We start from the raw sequence: 16020 nt of genomic DNA on the forward strand, positions 1-16020 counted from the left end.
CGGCGCAACTGATCAAGCGTGCTGTTCGGGCCCATCTCGTCGCTGCCGACCACCAGGGTCGGAGAGAGGCTCAGGATCCCTTCGGCGGCGAGGGCCAGACCCTGACGCACCGCCTGGGCGAAGCTCACCTGTTCACTCTTGTCCTTGATGTTGTAAAGATTCATAGCTCGCTTCCTGTTACCCGTGCCCCGGCCATGTCCAGTTTGCAGACCCGGGCAAATCCATCTTCATTGCGCACGAAGTGCGCTTCCATCCACTCTTTCATGCGTTCGGCCTGGGACAGATCCTTCATCACCACGAACACGGTGGGACCGGACCCCGAGATGCCGGTGGCCAGCGCCCCGTTCTGGGCCCCCTGGGCCCGCACCTCGTTGAAACCTTCAATCAGGGCCGCGCGATAAGGCTCGGCGATCACATCTTTCAGGACGCTGGCGGCCAGCCCTTCCTGGCGGCTGTAGCTGGCATGCACGAAGGCGGCCAGCCGGCGGCCATAGGTGAGGCAGTCCTGGCGGCGATACTGGGCCGGCAGGATGGCGCGGGCGGCGGCGGTGGAGACCACGGTGCCCGGGTAGCAGACCACCCAGTACCACTCGTCAAACACCGGGATGCCCTGGCTGATGACGCCCCCCTCCTCCAGCACCAGCTGCATGCCGCCCAGATAACAGGGCGCCACGTTGTCGTAATGGACGGAGCCGGAGATCTTGCCTTCCATCTCCCCCATCAACAGCAGCAGGTCGTGTTCATTCAGGGGCGCGCCGTGGAAGGCGTTGAGCCCTTCCAGCGCCGCCACCACGCTGCAGGCGCTCGATCCCAGGCCCGAGCCCACCGGCAGGTTCTTCTCCAGCACCATTTCCAGCGGCTTGAGACCAAGGCCGCGCTTCTCCAGCGCCTCGCCATAGGCGACCCAGCAGTCGTGGAGGATGTTCTTTTTCGGGTCGTCCGGCAACTTGTGGGCGTAACGGCCCACGGAAGAGAGAGCGAAAGGCACCTCTGCCGATTTGACCTGGACGCGGTCACCCAGCAGGGAGCCATCCACGGGGGCGAGCGCCGCCCCCAGGACGTCAAAGCCCACGCTCAGGTTGGCGCTGGAGGCCGGGGCATAGGCCACCACGCTGCCGCCGATTTCCACATTCGGGTTCATCTCTGAACTCATGTTACAGCTCCTGCTTCCAGTTCTGGGTGCGCAGCACGTCGGCAAAGACGCCCGCCGCAGTCACTTCGGTCCCTGCGCCATAGCCGCGCAGTACCAGGGGGATGGGCTGGTAATAGGTGGAGAAGAAGGCGAGCGCGTTCTCCCCGTCTTTTACCTTGAACAGGGGCTCGTCGCCACCCACCGCCTTGATGGCCACCTTGCACTTGCCACCCTCGATGGAGCCGACGTAACGCAGCACCTTGCCTTCACGCTGGGCCGCCGCGAACTGGTCGCGGAACCAGCCGTCGGCCTCGGGCAGGCGGGCCATGAAGGCTTCCACGTCGCCGCTCACGTCAAAGCCCGGCGGCAGTGCCTGCTCCACCTCCACATCGGAGAGCTCCAGCGCCATGCCGGCCTCGCGGGCCAGGATCAGGAGCTTGCGAGCCACGTCCATGCCGTTCAAGTCATCGCGGGGATCCGGCTCGGTGAAGCCGTTGCCGCGGGCGATCTGGGTCGCCTCGGAGAAGGCCATCCCCTCGTCCAGCTTGCCGAAGATGAAGGAGAGCGACCCGGACAGGATGCCGTCGAAGGCGCGCAGCTTGTCACCGGCCTTGATGAGGTTTTGCAGGTTCTCGATGACCGGCAGGCCCGCGCCCACGTTGGTCTCGTACAGGAACTTGCGGCGGGTCTGGCGGGCGGTGCGGCGCAGCGCCTTGTAGTAATCGAGCGACCCGGTGTTGGCCTTCTTGTTCGGGGTGACCACGTGGAAGCCGGCCCCGAGGAAATCGGCGTACTGGACGGCCACGGCTTCGCTCGAGGTGCAGTCGACGATCACCGGGTTGATGAGGTGGCTCTCTTCCACCAGCTTCTTCACCGCCTCCAGGCTGAAGCTGCCCTGGGCTTCCACCAGCTGTTCACGCCAGTTGGCGAGGACCAGACCATCCTTGTTGACCGCCATCTGGCGGCTGTTGGCGATGCCGACCACCCGCAGACCGGTGCCCTGCTCGGCCAGTACCGGCTGCTGACGGGCAATCTGATCCACCAGGGCTGCACCGACGCCGCCCACCCCGACCACGAAGAGATCGATGAACTGCTGGCTGCCAAAGAAGTTCTGGTGGCACGCCTTGATGGCTTCCGCCACCTTGCCGGAGCGCACGACCGCGGAGATGGAGCGCTCGCTCGACCCTTGCGCGATGGCGACGATGTTGATGGAGGCCTGGGCCAGGGAGGTGAAGAAGCGCGCCGCCATCCCCTTGGAGGTGCGCATGCCATCGCCGATGAGGGAGATGATGGCCAGATCGGTCATGATCTCGAGCGGGTCCAGCAACTGGTTCTTGAACTCCAGCTCGAACTCGCGCTCCAGCACCTTGCGGGTCTTGTCGCAGTCATAGCTGTGGATACAGAAGCTGACGCTGTACTCGGAGGACGACTGGGTGATGAGGACGATGCTGACCCCGGCGCGGGAAACGGCGGAGAAGATGCGACCGGCCATGCCCACCATGCCCTTCATGCCGGGACCGGAGACATTGAACATGCACATGCCGGAAAGATCCGAGATGGCCTTCACCTTCAGATCGTCATCCCCCTGATCGACCCCGATGAGGGTACCCGGACCCTGGGGGTTGAAGCTGTTCTTGATGAGGCAGGGAATGTGGAACTGGGCCACGGGGGCGATGGTCTTCGGGTGCAACACCTTGGCACCGAAGTAGGAGAGCTCCATCGCCTCTTTATAGGAGAGGGTTTTGAGCAGGTAGGCGTCCGGTACCAGGCGCGGGTCGCAGTTGTAGCAGCCCTCCACGTCGGTCCAGATCTCGCAGCACTCGGCATCGACGCAGGCGGCCAAGACGGCGGCGGAATAGTCGGAGCCATTGCGGCCCAGCAGCACGGTCTCGCCCTTGTCGCTGCCACCGGTGAAGCCCGGCATCAGGTAGAGACAATCAGAGCGCAGGCCCTTGGCGGCGAAGCGCACCCGGGAGGCTTCGATGTCCACATGGGCTTCGAGGTAGCCGCCATCGGTGACCAGCAGCTGCTCGGGCACGATGAGATCCAGCTCGAGGCCGCGCACCCGCAAGAGCTCGTGCATGAAGGCGATGGAGAGGTTCTCGCCACGGCTCAGGATGCGTGCCTGGACGTTGTCCGGGCACAGCCCCAGCAGACGAATGCCCTGCATCAGCCGCTCGACCTGATCCAGTTCGCTGGTCAAACGAGCCTGCAGCGCCTTGTCATCCAGCGCAGGATAGGCGGCTTTGAGCCCCGCCAGCAGGCGGGAGAAGATGCCGTTGATCTCGAACAGGGTACTGCTTGCATCCATGCCGCGACTGGTCTGTTCCACCAGGGCGACCAGGTGATTGGTCACCTTGGCCGGTGCCGACAGCACCAGGGCCACCTGGGATTGGCCATGGGTATTCACCGCGATATCGGCAACCCGCAAGAAACGCTCTGCGTCGGCCAGTGACGACCCGCCAAATTTCAACACTCTCATCGCTATCTCCCTGTATTCCCTGCAAATTGATCTGCTAATTGGTCTAAAAACAATCCAACAAAAAAGGCCCGTACTGGGTGGGTACGGGCCTTTTTCTGATTTCTGTGCTTGTTCGTCAGCGCATCAACCGGCCCCAGTGCCACCTGTGGTGGTACCGGTAATAATGGTGGTGGTGATGATGTTGGTGAATAGCTGCATGACGAACACTCTTGAACGAATCTGGTTGTTAGCAATACCGCGCCCGGCGAGGGGCTGTCAACCTAAACCTCCTTGCCAAACTTGCGGGCAAGGTCTTTGCAGAGCAGATGGAGCATATTGAGATCCCGCTGCGGCAGCATGGGCACTCGGTCCATCACCCATTGATGCAGTTTTTCATCCTGCGAAACTCCGAGTTCACCAAGCAATTCTGCTGTTTTTGATTTCAGCACGCGAACCTGCCCGGCACTCTCGAAATTTTCTGCTACGTCCTGCTCGTCGCTCACTTTCTGGTCATCGAGCAGCGGACTCAGCTCATAGGCATACAGCATGATCGCCTGACCCAGGTTCAGGGACGGGTATGAGACCTTGAGAGGCAGGTAGCTGATGAGATCCACCTGGGCGAGCTGTTCGTTGGAGAGTCCGGACTCCTCGCAGCCAAACACGATGGCCACCTTCTCGAGGGAGGGCTTGGCCCGGATCTGGTCGCGAATGTCCGCCGGGGTGAGGTAGTGCTGGTAGCGGCCGCGCTGCCGGGCGGTAGTGGCGACCACCAGATCCATGTCCGCCAGGGCCTCTTCCAGGGTGTCGAAGGCTTGCGCATCCGTCAGGATCTCCTGCGCCCCGTGGGCAACCCAGCTTGCCTCCTCCTCTTCGTGCACCCGGCTTGCCACCAGTCGCATGGCGTCGAAGCCCATGGTCTTCATGGCGCGAGCAGCAGCCCCCACGTTGGCGGCACGGGCTGGCGACACCAGCACAAAATAGAGTTTCATCGGGTTCTCTCCAGGATGAGGCCGACGCCGCGAACTGCGGCGAACCGTCGGCAAAACAGGGGCGCAATCTACCGTTTATCCCGAAATATTGCCACTTGAACAGATGTTTGGATGTTGCCATAGTGGCCTTGGACGCGAGTCCGCCGCCTCAGGGCACTGACGCCATGGGCCCGACAGTTCACAAGGAAGAGAGAGATGCAGCAGCCATTGGAGCAGGCGGTCGCCGAGACGATCCTGCAACGTTTTGAGTCGTTTTACAGCCGCTTTCTCGAGATAACCCAGGGCAGCAAGAGCCGTTTCGAGAACAGCGACTGGCTGGGAGTGCAGCTCGCCGGTCGAGAGCGCATCCGCCTCTATGATCACCATGTCGGCGCCACCACGGCGCAGATCAAACAGATGATGGGGGAGCAGCTGCCGACCCAGGCCCTGCTCAAGCAGGTGAAAGGCGCCTTCAGCGATCTCCTGCCCCGCTGCGAGAACTTCGAGGTGGCGGAGTCCTTCTTCAATTCCGTCTATCGCCGCATCTTCCGCCATCGCAACATCCACGACGAGAACCTTTATATCCACCCCTTCGTGAGCCGGGGCGACAAGCCTGACCTGGGATCCTTGCTGCGTATCTATCGCACCGATCTCTCCCACCTGCCCCAGACCCTGAGCCAGCTGCTCGGGGATTACAGCTTCACCCTCCCTTTCGAAGACAAGCAGCGGGACATCATGGATATCCACCGCCATCTGGCAGAGAGCGGCCCGGCCATCCTGCACGAGGAGCCCTTCGCCATCGAACTGCTCAGGGAGGTGTTCTATCGCAACAAGGGAGCCTATCTGGTGGGGCTCATCCGGGTGAAAGGAGAAGTCTATCCCTTCATCCTGCCGCTGCTCAGCACCGGCCAGAGCATCTATGTGGACACCGTCATCTTCGAGCCGGAGCTGGCCTCCATCGTGTTCGGCTTCGCCCGCGCCTACTTCATGGTCTATGCCCCGGTACCGGCGCTCTTTGTGGCCTTCCTTCGCCAGATCATGCCCCGCAAACCGGACTATGAAATCTACAACGCCATCGGCTGCCAGAAACACGGCAAGACCGAGCTCTATCGTCACTACCAGCAGCACCTGGCCCAGAGCCGGGAGCAGTTCGTCATTGCGCCCGGCATCAAGGGGATGGTGATGAGCGTGTTCACCCTCCCCTCCTACGATGTGGTGTTCAAGGTGATAAAAGACGAGTTCACCCCGCCCAAGGAGGTGAGCCACGAGCAGGTCAAGGAGAAATACCGCCTGGTAAAACAGCACGATAGAGTGGGCCGCATGGCAGATACCCAGGAGTTCACCAACTTCGAGTTTCCCCTCGATCGCATCTCGCCGGAGCTGTTGACCGAGCTCAAGGCGGTGGCACCCTCTGCGCTTACCCTCACCGCCGACAAGCTGGTGATCAAACACCTCTACACCGAGCGCAAGATGATCCCGCTCAACCTCTATCTGGACAAGGCGGACGAACAGCAGACCCGCCTCGCCCTGGAGGAGTATGGCAACGCCATCCGCCAGCTCGCGGCGGCCAACATCTTCCCCGGCGACATGCTGTTCAAGAACTTCGGGGTGACTCGCCACGGCCGGGTGGTCTTCTATGACTACGACGAGATCTGCTACATGACGGAGTGCAACTTCCGCCAGATCCCGCCGCCCCGCTACCCGGAGGACGAGTGGAGCGCCGAACCCTGGTATTCGGTGGCACCCAACGACATCTTCCCGGAGGAGTTCGCCACCTTCCTGCTGCAAAAACCCCAGGTGCGGGAGATCATGATGCAGTTGCACAAGGAGCTCTTCGATGCCAACTACTGGAAGATGCTGCAGAGCAACATCAAGGAGGGGATGTTCGAGGATGTCTATCCCTACCGGCGCAAGAAGCGGTTTCGCTTCCAGCGAGGGGGATGACCCGGCATCAGGCACAAAAAGGGACGCCATGGCGTCCCTTTTCACATTCTTCTGCACACTGGCGCAGGGGCCGCCTGCGACAGCCTTTGACGAGATCCCGGCTTATTTCACGGCGTCAAAGGTCAGCAAGGTGGCCTTGTCGGCATCCTTGAGTACCAGCTGTTTGCCGCTGATCTGGAAGCTCGCCACCTTCTCCAGGGTCTGCAGGTAGTTCATCTCCTTGCCGGCCAGATCCCCCGCACACATCATGCGCGTCGAACCCATGGCGCCCAGCGTCAACACGCCGTCACCCTGCTCTGTGATGCCGCCAAAGTAGCGGTTGCAGCCGCCCTTGCCCGCCACCTTGTCACCGGCGACCTGCAGGGTGAAGGTATCACCGCTCGCCCCTTGCAGTTGCCAGGTCGATGCCTGCAATTGTGCCAGCGTGGAACCCGTAGTCATGGCGCAGCCTCCCAGGGCCAGAGCGGCCAGCAGGATCAGTTTGTTGTTCATCAGTTCACCTCGTGATGGAGCGTGTCGTAACGACACGGAGTGAGGGGCCTGTGTACCATGACTGCGGCGTCAATCAAAACTCTTTTATTGTGATCGGGGTTCCCTTTACTCCCCGCTGGCATGTGCCATGCTTGTAGTCCTGTTCGGACCCAGGGAGGGGAAACGAATGGTCAAGTCTCTCGTCATCGCCATGGCATCCAGCCTCGTCTTTTCGGCTCAGGCCGCCGACTGGAGTTTTCTCCAGACCGAATCGGACAACCCGCTCTACGTCAAAAGCTATTCCGGCGTACTGCTCGGCAACCAGAGCCATCTTGGCGACAACTTCGACCTCTGGCTCATCAATACCGGCTATCAATACCCGCTTCAGGATGACATCAGCCTCTATATGGAGGCCGGCCCCGCCATCGGCCCCCAAAGCGGGCAGGCCGGGTTCAATATCAGCTCTGGGGTGCGCTATCGCCTCTCCCCGTCACTCAACATCGGCAGCCAGCTCAAGCAACTGGAGGTGAGCAAGGCCAGCACCCTGGTTGAGCTCAACAGCAGCCTGCTGGTGACCCCCTCCCTGGCCATCACCGCCAATTACGGACTCAGTGCCTTCAGCACGGAACACTTTCTCACTCTGGGAGTGGGCTTCAACTTCTGAGGTTCAGAGGAGCCTGGCGCCGCTCACCAGCACACCGTTGAGGTCGGCGTAGACATAGTCGCCGGGCGCTATGGTCACACCGGCAAAAGAGACCACTGTGTCCAGCGTGCCCAGGCCCCGTTTCTCTGTCTTGACCGGGCAGGGGGCCAGGGCCTTGACCCCCAGCGCCAGGGTCGCCAGCGTCCCCACATCCCGCACGGCCCCGTTGATGAGGATCCCCTCCCACCCCTGCTCCACCGCCTTGATGGCCAGCAGATCCCCGAGCAGCGCCCGACGCAGGGAGCCGCCTCCGTCGATCACCATCACCTTGCCATGGCCGGGACGGTTGACCAGCTCACGCACCAGGCTGTTGTCTTCAAAGCAGGAGAGGGTCACGGCCTCGCCGTAAAACAGCGCCTTGCCGCCATAGTCCTGAAACAGGGGATCAGCGATCCTAAGGGCATCGCCATGTTCATCGCAAAGGTCGGGCAGCAGGTCCAGCATGATCATCATCCTTCCATGGAGTGAAATGTGTCCGCTCATTCTTTCATCATGTCGGGGCGCTGACAATCCACCGGCCGGGTGCCCTGTCCGGATGGCGGGGGGCCATGTCAGCCTGAAGGCCTGAACCGCCAGCGGGACGCAAGCGCCCCCAGATGACAGGGCGTCCCTTCCAGCAACACGGGCACCAGCCAGAGCTCTCCTTCACGTACCCAATAGAGGGCATTCTGGCCAAATCGGGCGGCCAGCCGGATCGCCTCTGGCAGCGAAAGCGGCAACAACAGCGACGCCTCCTGCCAGCGCTCATCCTCATCGCTCCCCCAGACCTCTCCCATGACGGGACACTCGCCCACTTGCCGGACAAGGGCTCGCTGGCGACGGGCATTGCGGCGCAGCCCCACCCACCGGCTGGCCGGGTTCCAAGCCGTGACAATGGCATAGGCTGGGCAGTGGGGGGGCGCAAAGGGGGCGATGAAGCACACTTTTCTGTAGTTTTCCCACAAAGTCATGTCAACCACATGTTACATCCCATTACATTTATTAAGGGCGAAAAAGCGGGTCAGCCCAAGTATGATGCAGCGAACTCGGGGATTGACTTATATCAAAGCTGAGTTAAAAAGTTGCTATCTGACGGCAAAGAGTGTTGTTATGCGCCTGTTAACTGATAAAATGCAGCAACTTTTGTAATGGACTACCTCTCCGGGCTTCTCTTGTTCAGACTTGTTGAGAGCCCATGTACGGCACAGGGATGCTTGCCGACATAGTTACCAAATTCGCGATGATTCGACCTGATATTCATACCCAGGATGACGTAATAAATTTTCAGGACCGGTCGGATAACGCCAAAGAGTGTTAAAATTTCGATAATTAACTGATAAGAATCTGGGAATACTCATGCAAACACCACATATTCTGATCGTCGAAGACGAGCTGGTCACCCGCAACACCCTCAAGAGCATCTTCGAAGCCGAAGGCTACATCGTGCTCGAAGCCAACAACGGTGACGAGATGCACCAGGCCCTGACCAGCCACACCATCAATCTGGTGATCATGGACATCAACCTGCCGGGCAAGAACGGCCTGCTGCTGGCGCGCGAGTTGCGTGAAGATGACAACATCGCCCTGATGTTCCTGACCGGTCGCGACAACGAAGTGGACAAGATCCTGGGTCTGGAGATCGGCGCAGATGACTACATCACCAAGCCGTTCAACCCCCGTGAACTGACCATCCGTGCCCGCAACCTGCTGAGCCGCACCATGAACGTGGCCGCCGGTGGCGAAGAGAAGAAGCTGGTGGAACGTTATCTGTTCAATGGCTGGGCCCTGGACATCAACAGCCGCGCCCTGGTCAGCCCGGCAGGGGACATGTTCAAGCTGCCCCGCTCCGAGTTCCGCGCCATGCTGCATTTCTGCGAGAACCCGGGCCAGATCCAGACCCGTGCCGAGCTGCTCAAGAAGATGACGGGCCGCGAACTCAAGCCCCACGACCGCACCGTGGACGTGACCATCCGCCGTATTCGCAAGCACTTCGAGAGCGTGGGCGACACCCCGGAGATCATCGCCACCATCCATGGCGAAGGCTATCGCTTCTGCGGCGAGCTGGAGCAGGAGTAATCCTCCCCACTCCCGAGTTGAAAAGGCGCCCTGTGGCGCCTTTTCCATGTCTGCGCCTTTCAGCTTGGCCGCTCTGGCACTCTCGCCGGCATCAAAAAACAGACAACAAAAAGCCCACTCGCAGGAGTGGGCTTTTTGTGTGAAGACTGGAGCGGGCAGCGGGAATCGAACCCGCATCATCAGCTTGGAAGGCTGAGGTAATAGCCATTATACGATGCCCGCTAGGCATCAAAACGTACTTGGTGTGATGGGGAATCCCCACGACAGACAGCCATCTGGCTGATATGGACAACGGCGCGTGCCGCTATCTGGAATGTGGAGCGGGTGATGGGAATCGAACCCACGTATGCAGCTTGGGAAGCTACCGTTCTACCATTGAACTACACCCGCGTCAGTGGCCTCTACTATATGCATTTTGCCGCCGAGCGCAATCACCGACCTCGCATTTTTTGCCATAAATCAAGCTGTTCGGCCAACTAATGAGCATGAAGCCGATTTTTCACACAATGATGTTCCTCCGCCCGGTTCTGCAAGGTTGCCAAGCCGTGGGGGCGACGATAGTCTTGCGCCACTCGTTTGAGGAGGGTGGTAATGGACAAGAACAGACAGAAACATCTCTATGGCTGGTTGCGCAAACAATCGGGCCATGGTCGGCGCTGGATCGGCATCTCCATCGCCTTCGGGCTGGGTCAGGGCGTCCTGATGGTGATGCAGGCCTGGTTGCTGGCGACCCTGCTGCACGGTTTCATCATCGAAGGCTCCACGCCGGAGCACTCCGCCCCCCTCTTCATCAGTCTGTTGCTGGTGACCCTGACCAAGGCGGCCCTGGCCTATGGCCGCGAGGTGGCGAGTTTCAAGGCGGGCAGTGCGGTGCGCCAGGCCATCCGCGAGCTGGTACTCACCCGCCTCGCCAGGCTCGGCCCTGCCTATATCCAGCGTCGCCCCGCCGGTAGCTGGGCCAGCCTGCTGCTCGAGCAGATCGAAGAGATGCAGGACTTCTTCTCCCGTTATCTGCCCCAGATGGCCATCGCCGTCTTTATTCCCCTGGTGATCCTGGTCTCCGTGTTCCCGGTCAACTGGGCGGCGGGCCTCATTCTGCTCGGCACCGCCCCCCTCATTCCTCTCTTCATGATCCTGGTGGGGGTGGGCGCCGCCGATGCCAACCGCCGCAACTTCCAGTCGCTGGCGCGCCTCTCAGGCCACTTCCTCGATCGCCTCAAGGGGCTGCGCACCCTGCAGCTTTTCATGCGCCCCCGGGCGGAAGGGGAGGCCATCCGCGATGCATCGGAAGATTTTCGCGAGCGCACCATGGAGGTACTGCGCCTCGCCTTCCTGAGCACGGCCGTGCTGGAGTTCTTCGCCGCCATCGCGGTGGCCCTGGTGGCCGTCTACTTCGGTTTCTCCTACATCGATCACCTCAACTTTGGCAGCTATGGCGTCAAGGTCACCCTCTTTACCGGCCTGTTCGTGCTCTTCCTCGCCCCCGAGTTCTACGCGCCGCTGCGGGAACTCGGTGCCCACTATCACGCCAAGGCACAGGCCATTGGCGCCGCCGAACAACTGCTGGAATTTCTCGAGGCCGACGTGAGCGAACCCGCCTCCGGGACGCTCCCCTTCCATGCGGATGGCCCCGTCAAGGTAGAAGCCCGCAGCCTGGAAGTGCTGAGCGCCGAGGGCAAGGTGCTGGTCGGTCCCCTCGATTTCACGCTGGAAGCCGGCACGCGCACCGCCCTGGTCGGCATCAGTGGCGCGGGCAAGAGCTCCCTGGTCAATGCCCTGCTCGGTTTTGCCCCCTATCGTGGTTCCCTGTGCGTCAACGGAGTGGAGCTTCGTACCCTGGACATCAGCCAGTGGCGCCAGCAGCTAGGCTGGCTCTCCCAGAATCCCCAACTCTTCCACAGCTCCCTGCGGGACAACCTGCTGCTGGCCAGACCATCCGCCAGCGACGCCGAGCTGGAATCCGCGCTCAAGCGCGCCCAGGCCTGGGAGTTCGTCAACGAGAAGGGGCTGGACTATCGGGTCGGGGATCAGGCGGGCGGTCTCTCCGTCGGCCAAGCCCAGCGCATCGCCCTTGCCCGTACCCTGCTCAAGACGACCCAGATGATGGTGCTGGATGAACCCACTGCAAGCCTGGATCGCCATTCTGAGCGAGCCGTCATGAGCGCCCTCGAACAGGCCGCACAAGGTCAGACCCTGCTGATGATCACCCACCGCCTCGATCAGCTCAGCCAGATGGACAACATCCTGGTGCTGGCGCACGGCAAGCTGGTGGAGCAGGGACGTTTTGCCGCACTCGGCGAGGCCCAGGGCCCCTTCGCCCGCCTCCTGTCGCAATCCCAAGGTTTCGGAGACTCTCTCGATGACTGATCTATTGCCGTTCCTGCGCCTTTATCGCCAGCACTGGCTCAGCCTCTCCATCGGCCTGCTGCTGGCCCTGGTCACCCTGGTGGCCGGCATGGGCCTGCTCTCCCTCTCCGGCTGGTTCCTCTCCGCCGCCGCCGTCGCCGGGCTGGCGGTCGCCACCCGAGACACCTTCAACTACATGACCCCTGCGGGGGGCGTGCGTTTCTTCTCCATCGTGCGCACCGCCAGTCGCTGGGGCGAGCGGGTCGTGAGCCACGACGCCACCTTCCGGGTGCTGACCCGGCTGCGGGTCTGGTTCTGGCAAAAGCTCTCCCCTCTCTCCCCCGGCTCCCTTGCCGGTTTTCGCCAGGCTGACCTGCTCAACCGTCTGGTGGCCGACATCGATGCCATGGATCACGTCTATCTGCGCCTCATCACCCCCATTGGGGCGGCGCTGCTGAGCTGCGCCGGGCTGGTCTTCTTCCTCTCCTTCTTCGATGGTCGCCTGGCGCTGACGCTGGGAGCCATTCTGCTCTTTGGCATGCTGGCCTTGCCCCTGGTCTTCTATTTTGCCGGGCGCGCGCCGGGCCGCCAGCTCATCGCCGAGAAGTCCAACCTGCGCACCCGCATGGTGGACTATCTGGACGGCCAGGCCGAACTGCAGATGTTCGCCGCCGCTCCCGAGGCGCTCACCGGATTGCAGCAGGCGGAGCAGGCCCTGATCCGGGCCCAGGCCCGCATGGCCCGCGTCAGCGGCCTGGCCGCCTTCTCGGTGCAGTTGCTGAGCGGCTGGACTCTGACCCTGATGCTCTGGCTGGCCGGTCACGGCGTCGGTGGCAGTGCCCCTGACCCCATCACGGCACTCATGGTGTTCGCTACCCTGGCGAGCTTCGAGGCGCTGCTGCCACTGGCCGGTGCCTTCCAGCACCTCTCCACCAGCCTCACCTCCGCCCGCCGTCTCAACGAGATCCTGCAAGAGGCCAAGGCGCCGGAGTGGGGAGCACAGCAAGCCCCCGCTGCCCGGGGTGCCGTGCAGATAAGCGACCTGCATTTCACCTATCCAGGCCAGGATGCTCCCGTGCTGCAAGGGTGCACCCTGCAACTGCATGCCGGGGAGAAGCTGGCGCTGCTGGGGCAGACCGGCTGTGGCAAGTCCACCCTGATGGGGTTGCTGACCCGGGAGTGGACGGCCCTATCGGGGGAGATCCTGCTCGATGGCAAGCCCCTCACCGATTACAGCGAAGAGGCGCTGCGCGCCTCCTGCTCCGTGGTGAGCCAGCGGGTCCACCTGTTTGCCGATACCCTGCGTGGCAACCTCACCCTGGCCGCCCCCGGAGCCAGCGACGAACGGCTCATCGAGGTGCTCACCCAGGTGGGGCTCGGGACTCTGCTCCACGATGAGGGTGAGCAGGCAGAACAGGGGCTGGATGCCTGGCTCGGGGATGGCGGGCGTCCGCTCTCCGGCGGGGAGCGCCGCCGCATCGGCATCGCCCGCGCCCTGCTCCACGATGCACCGCTCTGGCTGCTGGACGAGCCCACCGAAGGGCTCGATACCCAGACCGAACGGGAGATCATGGATCTGCTGCTGACCCTGGGGGCGGATCGCACCCTGCTGCTCATCTCCCACCGCCTGCTGGGGCTGGAACGGATGGACAGGGTAGCCCTGATGGAAGAGGGTCGCATCCGTCTGTGTGCCCCCCACCAGGAGCTGCTGGAAGATGATCACTACCGCAGCCTGCACCGGCGACTGGCCCCCGCCTGATCCGGGGTTGTCTCGCTACAATCCATTGATATGGCTAAAAATGGGGCTGGTCGCCATCGGCGACTGCCCCCTATAATGGCCCACTCGCCACCCAACAAGATGCCGATATGAAACGCCTGATCCTGATGATGCCCCTGATTGCCTCCGGTTGCGCCGACTTCGCCTTCAACAGCAATCTGGACAAGGAAAACTTCGACGAGTACTTCAAGCCGGGGAGCGTGCGGATCTACGAGCAGAGCGAGCTCGCCGACCTCAACTACCTCTATCTCGGCACTGTCGAGGGGGAATCCTGCCAGAGCGATGCCAATCAGGCGGTGCCCAATGCCGGTGAAGCCCGCACCCTGGCCCGCCGCCGCGTGGCGGACATGGGGGGCAACGGCGTCAGCTTCGACAAGTGTGCCGAGTTCAGCGACGTGCCCGGCTGCCTGAAGCAGGTGATCTGCTACGGTCAGGCGCTGAAAGTGGCCGAAGAGAAGTAAGTCCTGCCATGGCGATCGCCATCGTGCGACTCGGCAGCCCCCGCCTCGAGGATGAGGGGCTTCGCATCGGTACCGTGCGTCGCCCCCCTCGCGGCGTGCCCAAAGCGGCGTTCGCCAGCCAGGATTGGTACGACGTCTGGTTCCCCAATCTGGCCCCCAGCGCCGAGACCATGAAACTCGGTCAGACTGCCGACACCCCGGCCCGGTGGACCGCCTTCTGCAAGCAGTACAAGGCCGAGATGGCCACCCCGGCCGCGAAGCACGATCTGGCCCTGCTGGCCGCCCTCTCCCACACCACCCATTTCTCGGTGGGGTGCTACTGCGAACAGGAGTCCCGCTGCCATCGCAGTGTGCTGAGAACCCTGCTGGCCGAGGCGGGGGCATTGCTGCGCTGAGCCCCGTCATGGATGAACACCCCACATGAGAAGAGGGCACCCCGGGGTGCCCTCTTCTTTATGATGCCGGCTAGTACGCATTCGATGACAAGGAAACCTCCACTCGTCGTCGCAAGGCCTGTTCCTCATCAGGGGTCATGCCCGGCAGCGGCCCCCGGGGGTTGCTGGCAAGCCATACCACCAGATCGTCAACCGTCTCCTCCAGGGGGCGAAAGTTCAGCCCATGGACGATGGCGGCCTCGGCGCTGATGGTGCCATACCCTGCATACTCGGGCAGCTCGTTTGGCAGCAGCGTGGGATAGCTTTGCCAGGGCGCCACCCCTGCCGCCATCAGGTCACGCCAGGGAGCCCACTCGAGCTGCAAGGGGGTCACTGGCGTCAGCCGGGCAGCGAGGCGCTCCACCCAGTCGTTCAGTGCAATGCCGGGCTTGATCAGGTTGAAGCACCCAGCGAGTCGCTGCTCGGCAGCCCGCAGCACGAACTCGGCGCAGTCGCGCACATCCAGGTATTGCAGCCTGTCCTCCCCCAGCCCCGGCAAGAGCCAGGGCCCGCCCCGCTGCACCCGCCTCACCCACCAGGCAAGACGAGCTGTCGGGTCAAAGGGGCCGCAGAGCACGCCGGGGCGCAGGGTGCACAGGCGATCTCCCCAGCGGGCGCGATACACCGACTCGCACAGCACCTTGAGGGGGCCGTAGTCGGTGGGCGCTCCTGCCATCTCGTGCAGGGGGGCCGACTCATCCATGCCGGGTTGGGAAAAATCGCAATAGACACTGATGGTGGAGATGAAGATGAGCCGATCGCAGCGCCCCAGCAGGGCGTCAGAGAGCCCTTCGGCCTGTTCGGGGCGATAGCAGCAGGTGTCGATGACCAGATCCCAGTGCCGCCCTTCGCCCCGCAAGGGGGCCAGGTCCCCGTCTCTGTCCCCGTGAAGCTGGGTCAGCTCCCGCCAATCCGGGTGCTGGCGGTGGCCGCGATTGAACAGCGTCACCTCGTGCCCCCAATCCAGGGCCAGCGTGGTCAGGTGGCGACCCAGAAAGCCGGTGCCGCCGACAATCAACAATTTCATCCCTGTCTCTCCTCTATGGCGCCCTCTCCTTGCAGCCCCTCCACGGGCAGCCGAAACGGCCATGGCCTGGCATGGTGAGCACACGCCCTGATGCCGCCAGGCATATCGTCATGGTGCGGGCAGCAGATTCCTTGTCCGCTCCCCCGCCACCCCTTTTGCCGCCCCACCCTACGCAAGTTGGCACCAGGACACAGCCCCCGGGCTCCGGGTCTGCGATCGGGATCACAGGGGCTGCGTCCTG

General features: G+C 62.5%; 14 protein-coding genes, 2 tRNA genes, 1 pseudogene and 1 other annotated feature. Of the genes and pseudogenes, 7 read left to right on the plus strand and 10 right to left on the minus strand.

The genetic code is table 11. The features are described from left to right. The 4 genes and pseudogenes from AB5Y89_RS04290 to AB5Y89_RS04305 all read right to left on the minus strand — a co-directional run. Window positions 1-95 (minus strand): annotated as a pseudogene (locus tag AB5Y89_RS04290) (hemin ABC transporter substrate-binding protein); the annotation flags it as partial. 65 nt (window positions 96-160) lie between these two features. Further along, window positions 161-1153 (minus strand): homoserine kinase, encoded by a 993-nt coding sequence (thrB, locus tag AB5Y89_RS04295; RefSeq protein WP_368222935.1) that lies wholly within the window; start codon window positions 1151-1153, stop codon window positions 161-163. A gap of 1 nt (window position 1154) precedes the next feature. Further along, the gene (thrA, locus tag AB5Y89_RS04300; protein WP_368222937.1) at window positions 1155-3614 is read right to left on the minus strand and encodes a bifunctional aspartate kinase/homoserine dehydrogenase I; all 2460 of its coding nucleotides are present in this window, start codon (window positions 3612-3614) and stop codon (window positions 1155-1157) included. A 57-nt stretch (window positions 3615-3671) separates the two neighbouring features. Further along, window positions 3672-3802: a sequence feature (Thr leader region), on the minus strand. Window positions 3803-3874: 72 nt separating this feature from the next. Beyond that, the gene (locus AB5Y89_RS04305; RefSeq protein ID WP_368222939.1) at window positions 3875-4582 is read right to left on the minus strand and encodes a tRNA/rRNA methyltransferase; all 708 of its coding nucleotides are present in this window, start codon (window positions 4580-4582) and stop codon (window positions 3875-3877) included. Window positions 4583-4777: 195 nt separating this feature from the next. Here AB5Y89_RS04305 and aceK point away from each other — a divergent pair, with 195 nt between their 5' ends. Continuing rightward, window positions 4778-6505, plus strand: a complete 1728-nt coding sequence (gene aceK, locus AB5Y89_RS04310; RefSeq protein ID WP_368222940.1) for a bifunctional isocitrate dehydrogenase kinase/phosphatase — start codon at window positions 4778-4780, stop codon at window positions 6503-6505. Window positions 6506-6607: 102 nt separating this feature from the next. On the opposite strand, the gene AB5Y89_RS04315 is transcribed toward aceK, so the two are convergent. Beyond that, window positions 6608-6997: an META domain-containing protein gene (locus AB5Y89_RS04315; RefSeq protein WP_039039356.1), complete on the minus strand. Its 390-nt coding sequence runs from the start codon at window positions 6995-6997 to the stop codon at window positions 6608-6610. 166 nt (window positions 6998-7163) lie between these two features. Here AB5Y89_RS04315 and AB5Y89_RS04320 point away from each other — a divergent pair, with 166 nt between their 5' ends. Continuing rightward, entirely contained in the window at window positions 7164-7640 is a 477-nt protein-coding gene (locus AB5Y89_RS04320; RefSeq protein ID WP_039039355.1) for a hypothetical protein, read from the plus strand. A gap of 3 nt (window positions 7641-7643) precedes the next feature. On the opposite strand, the gene AB5Y89_RS04325 is transcribed toward AB5Y89_RS04320, so the two are convergent. Together AB5Y89_RS04325 and AB5Y89_RS04330 are read right to left on the minus strand one after the other, a co-directional pair. Continuing rightward, the gene (locus tag AB5Y89_RS04325) at window positions 7644-8123 is read right to left on the minus strand and encodes a putative 4-hydroxy-4-methyl-2-oxoglutarate aldolase (protein ID WP_368222943.1); all 480 of its coding nucleotides are present in this window, start codon (window positions 8121-8123) and stop codon (window positions 7644-7646) included. 107 nt (window positions 8124-8230) lie between these two features. Next, window positions 8231-8629 (minus strand): DUF3293 domain-containing protein, encoded by a 399-nt coding sequence (locus AB5Y89_RS04330; RefSeq protein WP_368222946.1) that lies wholly within the window; start codon window positions 8627-8629, stop codon window positions 8231-8233. 385 nt (window positions 8630-9014) lie between these two features. On the opposite strand from AB5Y89_RS04330, the gene arcA reads away from it, so the two are divergent. Beyond that, on the plus strand, window positions 9015-9734 hold the full coding sequence (gene arcA, locus AB5Y89_RS04335) for a two-component system response regulator ArcA (RefSeq protein ID WP_010673581.1): 720 nt from the start codon (window positions 9015-9017) through the stop codon (window positions 9732-9734). A gap of 147 nt (window positions 9735-9881) precedes the next feature. On the opposite strand, the gene AB5Y89_RS04340 is transcribed toward arcA, so the two are convergent. Then, a tRNA-Gly gene (locus AB5Y89_RS04340) sits at window positions 9882-9956 on the minus strand. Window positions 9957-10050: 94 nt separating this feature from the next. Then, window positions 10051-10124, minus strand: a tRNA-Gly gene (locus AB5Y89_RS04345). Window positions 10125-10325: 201 nt separating this feature from the next. Between AB5Y89_RS04345 and cydD the strand changes: the two genes are divergently transcribed. The 4 genes from cydD (at window position 10326) to AB5Y89_RS04365 (ending at window position 14713) form a co-directional block, all read left to right on the plus strand. After that, window positions 10326-12101, plus strand: coding sequence for a cysteine/glutathione ABC transporter permease/ATP-binding protein CydD (gene cydD, locus AB5Y89_RS04350; RefSeq protein ID WP_368222947.1), 1776 nt, complete (start codon window positions 10326-10328; stop codon window positions 12099-12101). Continuing rightward, window positions 12094-13839 carry a cysteine/glutathione ABC transporter ATP-binding protein/permease CydC gene (cydC, locus tag AB5Y89_RS04355; RefSeq protein WP_042864201.1) on the plus strand — a complete coding sequence of 582 codons (1746 nt, stop codon included), beginning with the start codon at window positions 12094-12096 and terminating at the stop codon, window positions 13837-13839. Before cydD ends, cydC begins: the two co-directional genes overlap by 8 nt. A gap of 107 nt (window positions 13840-13946) precedes the next feature. Further along, a complete protein-coding gene (gene rcsF, locus AB5Y89_RS04360; RefSeq protein ID WP_010673578.1) occupies window positions 13947-14318 on the plus strand; it encodes an Rcs stress response system protein RcsF in 372 nt (123 codons plus the stop codon). Window positions 14319-14326: 8 nt separating this feature from the next. After that, window positions 14327-14713: a DUF488 domain-containing protein gene (locus AB5Y89_RS04365; RefSeq protein WP_010673577.1), complete on the plus strand. Its 387-nt coding sequence runs from the start codon at window positions 14327-14329 to the stop codon at window positions 14711-14713. A gap of 70 nt (window positions 14714-14783) precedes the next feature. Here AB5Y89_RS04365 and AB5Y89_RS04370 read toward each other — a convergent pair whose 3' ends face one another. Next, complete coding sequence (locus AB5Y89_RS04370; RefSeq protein WP_368222949.1) at window positions 14784-15779, minus strand: NAD-dependent epimerase/dehydratase family protein; 996 nt, start codon at window positions 15777-15779, stop codon at window positions 14784-14786. Window positions 15780-16020 lie beyond the last annotated feature (241 nt).

Origin of the sequence: Aeromonas sp. s4 (genome assembly GCF_040907855.1) — a bacterium.
GTDB classification, from domain to species: domain Bacteria; phylum Pseudomonadota; class Gammaproteobacteria; order Enterobacterales; family Aeromonadaceae; genus Aeromonas; species Aeromonas caviae.

Coding starts and splice junctions, on each gene's coding strand:
- cydD (WP_368222947.1), top strand. CDS start 10,326: ATGGACAAGAACAGACAGAAACATCTCTATGGCTGGTTGCGCAAACAA.
- AB5Y89_RS04320 (WP_039039355.1), top strand. CDS start 7,164: ATGGTCAAGTCTCTCGTCATCGCCATGGCATCCAGCCTCGTCTTTTCG.
- rcsF (WP_010673578.1), top strand. CDS start 13,947: ATGAAACGCCTGATCCTGATGATGCCCCTGATTGCCTCCGGTTGCGCC.
- thrB (WP_368222935.1), bottom strand. CDS start 1,153: ATGAGTTCAGAGATGAACCCGAATGTGGAAATCGGCGGCAGCGTGGTG.
- AB5Y89_RS04315 (WP_039039356.1), bottom strand. CDS start 6,997: ATGAACAACAAACTGATCCTGCTGGCCGCTCTGGCCCTGGGAGGCTGC.
- arcA (WP_010673581.1), top strand. CDS start 9,015: ATGCAAACACCACATATTCTGATCGTCGAAGACGAGCTGGTCACCCGC.
- AB5Y89_RS04305 (WP_368222939.1), bottom strand. CDS start 4,582: ATGAAACTCTATTTTGTGCTGGTGTCGCCAGCCCGTGCCGCCAACGTG.
- AB5Y89_RS04365 (WP_010673577.1), top strand. CDS start 14,327: ATGGCGATCGCCATCGTGCGACTCGGCAGCCCCCGCCTCGAGGATGAG.
- AB5Y89_RS04370 (WP_368222949.1), bottom strand. CDS start 15,779: ATGAAATTGTTGATTGTCGGCGGCACCGGCTTTCTGGGTCGCCACCTG.
- AB5Y89_RS04325 (WP_368222943.1), bottom strand. CDS start 8,123: ATGCTGGACCTGCTGCCCGACCTTTGCGATGAACATGGCGATGCCCTT.
- AB5Y89_RS04330 (WP_368222946.1), bottom strand. CDS start 8,629: ATGACTTTGTGGGAAAACTACAGAAAAGTGTGCTTCATCGCCCCCTTT.
- cydC (WP_042864201.1), top strand. CDS start 12,094: ATGACTGATCTATTGCCGTTCCTGCGCCTTTATCGCCAGCACTGGCTC.
- thrA (WP_368222937.1), bottom strand. CDS start 3,614: ATGAGAGTGTTGAAATTTGGCGGGTCGTCACTGGCCGACGCAGAGCGT.
- aceK (WP_368222940.1), top strand. CDS start 4,778: ATGCAGCAGCCATTGGAGCAGGCGGTCGCCGAGACGATCCTGCAACGT.